We start from the raw sequence: 5,199 nt of genomic DNA, 5'->3' as shown, positions 1-5,199 counted from the left end.
CTGGTCGTGCCATTCTTGCGGTTCGGCGCGGTCTCTTCTGTAAGATGATTGTCCAGCTCGGCTTGCATCGCGGCTTCTGTGAGCTGCTTGATCAGCGGCGTGAGAATGCCGTCTTTGCCGGTCAGGTCTTTGCCTTCCTGTAGGGCCTTGAGAGCAGCATCAATGTCGAATGTGGGTTTGGTCATGTATCACCTCTTTGGTGTGTAGATTAAAGAAGTGACACAGAATTCTGAACACTACCGAGATCTCCCATTTCCCAAAGCGTAAGACAATCAGCCCTCTGAAAGCTTCCCCAAAGCCTGACTGAGATTGTCCCGCGCCGACACTTCCAGTCGCTCCCTCAGCTCAGCCGTGTGGTAAATCACCCCCTGATCCAGAAAACTCCGCAACACCGCACTCCGTCCTTTCCGAAACGCTTCCTCCGGCACAAAGGCATATTCCTGCCGAATCCACCCTTCATACCGGTCGTACAACTCAATATCCGCGCCAAGAATGCTCAGATCGATATCCTGCAGCAGGGCCATGTCGGCATCTGTCGGTGGGTGGGGGTGGATGGTGGCGAGAATGAGGGTGTGTACTCGATCGCGCTGCGCGTCGGTCAGGGTGCTGTCGGCAAACTGCTGGGCAAACCAGTCGGCGCTGCGGGCTTCGTTGCCGCTGGCGCGGGGATCGTAAATCACATCGTGGGCCCACAGGGCCAGTTCAATGCATAGAGGGTTTTCGGCGAGGTGGCGGTATTGATCCAGCCAGTTCAGGCAGGCGGCGACATGATGCAGGGTGTGATAGTGGCGATGGGGCTCGCTGTAGCGGGAGGCGAGTTGTTGCCAAGTGGCTTGCGGGTTGGGCACTAGCCGGGCGACGACGCGGTTCCAGCGTTGTTGCAGCGCTGGCACGGTAGTCACCCGACCTCCTCCCAGGGTTTGCCGTCCTCATCCACAAACCGCACATCCCGCACGGTGAGCACTTTCCCCTGCTGGTTCTGAACCACTACCGGTGCCAACGGCTCGCCGCTGTGGCCATCCACCAGTTGCATGGCGTCTTTTTCGCCGTTCCAGCGTTCGCTCCACTGACGCAGGGCGGTGACCACGGTAAACAGATCCCGGCCCTTGTCGGTGAGGCGGTATTCGTAGCGCTTGCCGTGCTCGCCCACGTCCACACGCACCATCACGCCGTTATCCACCAGCCGCGACAGGCGGTTGCAGAGAATGTTTTTGGCGATGCCCAGGCTGTGCTGGAAATCCACAAAGCGGCGGGTGCCCAGCATGGCCTGCTTGACCACCAGCAGGGACCACCAGTCACCGACCTCATTGAGGGCGCAGGCCACCGAGCAGCCCATGTCGTCGAAGCGTTTACGTGTCATGGCGGCAGTATAGATCAGAATGGTTGCATTAAGAAACCAAATAAGGTTTTATTACGCAACCAAATTGAATTGATCGCCCGTGAGGGCGGATGCGCTGATTCTGTTGGTTATTGAGCGAGTGCTTCTGAGAGCGCAGCTGAAAGGGCCATTGCGAGGGTGGTTGCCATTGCTGGCCCCTTTTTTGTTACCCCGAATGCTCAAGCTGAGCCCGTATCTGGCCCGGCCTGGAGAGTGAATAGACAAGACTGATTAGGAGAGCCCCATGAGTAGTTCCCTGGATAGCCTGCTGCGTCCTTTTGAACACAAATCCCTGAAGATGCGTAACCGGGTGGCCATGGCGCCCATGACCCGTACGTTTTCTCCGGGGTATGTGCCCAACGATCAGGTGGTGGGGTATTACCAGCGCCGCGCCGAGGGTGAGGTGGGCCTGATCATCACCGAAGGCACCTTTGTGGGCCACAAGGCCGCTAACGGTTACGAGCGGGTGCCGGCCATTTATGGCGATGAAGCTATGGCGGGCTGGAAGAAGGTGGTGGATGCGGTGCACGCTGCTGGCGGCCAGATCATCCCACAGTTGTGGCATGTGGGCTCGGTGCGCAAACCCGGCATTGGTCCGGACAAGGACGTGCCTGCCTATTCGCCTTCTGGCCTGTTCAAGCCCGGCAAGGAAAACGGCGAGGCCATGAGCAAAGCGGATATCCAGGATGTGGTGCGTGCTTTTGCCGAGTCCGCCAAGGCCGCTAAAGAGGTAGGTTTTGATGGCGTGGAGATTCACGGTGCCCACGGTTACCTGCTCGATCAGTTCTTCTGGGAAGGCACCAACCAACGCGATGACGAATACGGCGGTTCCATCGAGAACCGTGCCCGCATTGGCATCGAGATCGTCAAGGCGGTGCGCGAAGCCGTGGGTGAAGAGTTTGCCATCGTGCTGCGTTTCTCGCAGTGGAAGCAGCAGGATTACGAAGCGAAGCTGGCGCAGAATCCGGAAGAGCTGGAACGTTTCCTGATGCCCTTCGTGGAGGCGGGTGTGGACGTGTTCCATGCTTCCACCCGCCGCTTCTGGCTGCCGGAATTCGAAGGCTCTGACCTGAACCTGGCGGGCTGGACCAAGAAGATTACCGGCAAGCCGGTGATTTCCGTGGGCAGCGTGGGCCTGGACGGGGATTTCCTTAACAGCCCGGACGGCATGGGCGGCACCGCCAACCCGGCAGGGCTGGACGAGCTGGAGCGTCGCATGGACAGCGACGAATTCGACATGATCGCGGTGGGCCGTGCGCTGCTGCAGGACCCGAACTGGCTGGTGAAGATGCGCGAAGGCAAGGAAGACGAGATTGCGCCGTTTACCAAGGCGGCGTTGGGGAGTTTGAGCTGACAGCCGTGAGCGACTAGCTGCGAGTAAAAGAACGCCATCCGGGGTTTGCCGGGTCGGATAGGAAAGAGGCCGCGCTCGGAATCCGGGCGCGGCCTCTTTGGTTTCAGTTGAACGACGGCGTCAGTCCGCGTTTCAACTTTGAACTTTAAACTTTCAACTCTCTTCGCCCTGATCTTCCAGCGACTGGTTGATGGCCAGCGCCAGCAGGGTGCAGATCACGCCGGACAGCAGATATACCGTGACTGACATAAGCCCGAACTTGGCGGACAGACCCAGGGCGACCAGCGGCGCGAAGGCGGCGCCGAACAGCCAAGCGAAGTCAGAGGTGAGGGCGGCGCCGGTGTAGCGGAAGCGCGGCGCGAAGTTGGCCGTCACCGTGCCGGAGGCCTGGCCATAGGACACCCCGAGCAGGGCAAAGCCGAGCAGGATGAAGGTGTCCTGCATGACCGGGCTGCCGCCCATCAGCAGAGGGGTGAGCAGGCTGAAGACGCCGATCATGGCGGCCAGGGCGCCCACGGTGGTGCGCTTGCCGATGCGGGCGGCGATCCAGCCGGAGCCGATGGTGGCCATGATGCCCACGAAGCCCCCCAGCACCTGTACGGTCAGCACTTCGGCGGTGGTCTGGCTGCCCTGGAAGGCGATCCAGGAGAGCGGGAAGATGGTCACCACATGGAACAGCGCATAGCTGGCCAGGGCGGCGAAGGAACCAATGAAAATATTGTGGCCTTCCTCGCGCACCATCTCGCTGGTGCGGATGGGTTCCAGCTCACTTTCCTGCATGGCTTCGGTGTATTCCTCACCCAGCACCAGGCGCAGGCGCGCAAACAGGGCGACCACGTTGATGGCGAACGCCACGAAGAACGGGTAACGCCAGCCCCAGCCCTGGAAGTCTGCGGCGCTCAGGCTGTTGTAGAGGTAGAGGAACAGGGCGCTGGCAATCACAAAGCCCAGGGGCGCGCCCAGCTGGCCGATCATGGTGTACCAGCTGCGGCTTTCCTTGGGGGCGTTCAGGGCCAGCAATGAAGGCAGGCCATCCCAGGAGCCACCAAAGGCGATTCCCTGCATGACCCGGAACAGGGCCAGCAGAGCGATGGCGTGGCCGCCAAGTTTTTCATAGCCGGGCAGGAAGGCGATGCCTGCGGTGGCGGTGCCCAGCAGGAACAAGGCGGCGGTGAGCTTGATGCTGCGGCCCCACTGGCGCTGAATCCACATGAACAGGGCGGTGCCAAAGGGCCGCGCTACAAACGCCAGAGCAAACAGCATGAAAGAATAGAGCATGCCCTGCAGCTGGCCGGTAAAGGGGAAAAACAGCTGCGGGAAGATCAGTACGGAGGCGATGCCGTAGACAAAGAAGTCGAAATACTCGGAGGTACGCCCGATGACCACGCCCACGGCGATCTCGTTGGGGGCCACGGAAGCGTGGCTTTTTTCGTTTGGCATGGGAGCCGGATAGGTCTGAGACATGTTGTGCGCTCTTCACCAGAGTTGTTGTTTGTGCCTTGATGTCCATCAAGTATGGTTAGGACTTTAAGCCTATGGGACAAAATGTCCAATACCGGCTGCCCATGCCCTTGGATAGAGTCCCGTGTACTCAAAAGCCAACCAGAAGATTCGCCAATGCAATTATTCAAATACTTGCGTGGAGCGTCGTTGACGTTGCTTGTTGCCGCCCTGCTGTCGGGCTGTGACGCAGTCGTGATGTCCCCCTCTGGTGACGTGGCCGTGCAACAGCGGGATTTGCTCGTCTGGGCAACGATCCTGATGTTGCTGGTCATTGTGCCGGTGATCGTGCTGACGTTTTGGTTTGCCTGGCATTACCGGGAAACCAACACCGAGGCCAACTACAAGCCCGACTGGACCCATTCCACCGTGCTGGAACTGGTGATCTGGTCTGTTCCGCTGATGATTATCATCGCGCTGGGGGCCATGACCTGGGTAAGTACCCACAAGCTGGATCCATACCGTCCGCTGGACCGTATTGATGCGCAGACCCCGGTACCGGTAGGCCTGGAGCCGCTCACCGTGGAAGTGGTGGCGCTGGACTGGAAGTGGCTGTTTATCTACCCGGAGCAGGGGATCGCCACCGTCAATGAGCTGGCGGCGCCGGTGAATCACCCGATTCGCTTCAAGATCACCGCTTCTACCATGATGAATTCCTTCTTCATTCCGGCCATGGCCGGGCAGATCTATGCCATGGCGGGTATGGAAACCAAGCTGCATGGGGTGATCAACGAGCCGGGTGTCTACAAGGGCTTTTCTGCCAACTACAGTGGCGCCGGTTACTCGCAGATGAAATTCGACTTCCACGGACTTAGCGAAGAAGACTTCGCCAGCTGGGTTGAGGAAGTGAAGGCCAGCGACGGGAACCTGAGCCGTGATGAATACCTGCAACTGGCAGAGCCGAGCATTGATGACCCGGTGAGCTATTACGGCCAGGTAGACCCGACGCTTTACTACGGCATTTTCA

5 protein-coding genes and 1 pseudogene are annotated in these 5,199 nt (G+C 59.5%); 2 read left to right on the top strand and 4 right to left on the bottom strand.

What is annotated here, in order from left to right; all coding sequences use genetic code 11:
* The 3 genes and pseudogenes from A3730_RS16010 to A3730_RS16000 form a co-directional block, all read right to left on the bottom strand.
* Window positions 1-185: pseudogene (locus A3730_RS16010) on the bottom strand (IS256 family transposase); the annotation flags it as partial.
* Between the two features lie 87 nt (window positions 186-272).
* Window positions 273-902: a hypothetical protein gene (locus tag A3730_RS16005; RefSeq protein WP_082872419.1), complete on the bottom strand. Its 630-nt coding sequence runs from the start codon at window positions 900-902 to the stop codon at window positions 273-275.
* The gene (locus A3730_RS16000; RefSeq protein WP_063521344.1) at window positions 899-1,360 is read right to left on the bottom strand and encodes a helix-turn-helix domain-containing protein; all 462 of its coding nucleotides are present in this window, start codon (window positions 1,358-1,360) and stop codon (window positions 899-901) included. Before A3730_RS16000 ends, A3730_RS16005 begins: the two co-directional genes overlap by 4 nt.
* 262 nt (window positions 1,361-1,622) lie before the next feature.
* Between A3730_RS16000 and A3730_RS15995 the strand changes: the two genes are divergently transcribed.
* Window positions 1,623-2,732, top strand: coding sequence for an NADH:flavin oxidoreductase (locus A3730_RS15995; RefSeq protein WP_063521343.1), 1,110 nt, complete (start codon window positions 1,623-1,625; stop codon window positions 2,730-2,732).
* A 153-nt stretch (window positions 2,733-2,885) separates the two neighbouring features.
* Here A3730_RS15995 and A3730_RS15990 read toward each other — a convergent pair whose 3' ends face one another.
* Window positions 2,886-4,196, bottom strand: coding sequence for an MFS transporter (locus A3730_RS15990; protein ID WP_063521342.1), 1,311 nt, complete (start codon window positions 4,194-4,196; stop codon window positions 2,886-2,888).
* 153 nt (window positions 4,197-4,349) lie between these two features.
* On the opposite strand from A3730_RS15990, the gene cyoA reads away from it, so the two are divergent.
* The coding region (gene cyoA / locus A3730_RS15985; RefSeq protein WP_063538443.1) for a ubiquinol oxidase subunit II at window positions 4,350-5,199 on the top strand (850 nt) is incomplete at its 3' end.

It is taken from the genome of Alcanivorax sp. HI0044 (genome assembly GCF_001634945.1).
This window is presented reverse-complemented; position numbering and strand designations above follow the sequence as displayed.

What these genes read in the sequence shown, in the direction of transcription:
- A3730_RS16000 (WP_063521344.1), bottom strand. Translation starts at nt 1,360, where the DNA reads ATGACACGTAAACGCTTCGACGACATGGGCTGCTCGGTGGCCTGCGCC.
- A3730_RS15995 (WP_063521343.1), top strand. Translation starts at nt 1,623, where the DNA reads ATGAGTAGTTCCCTGGATAGCCTGCTGCGTCCTTTTGAACACAAATCC.
- A3730_RS15990 (WP_063521342.1), bottom strand. Translation starts at nt 4,196, where the DNA reads ATGTCTCAGACCTATCCGGCTCCCATGCCAAACGAAAAAAGCCACGCT.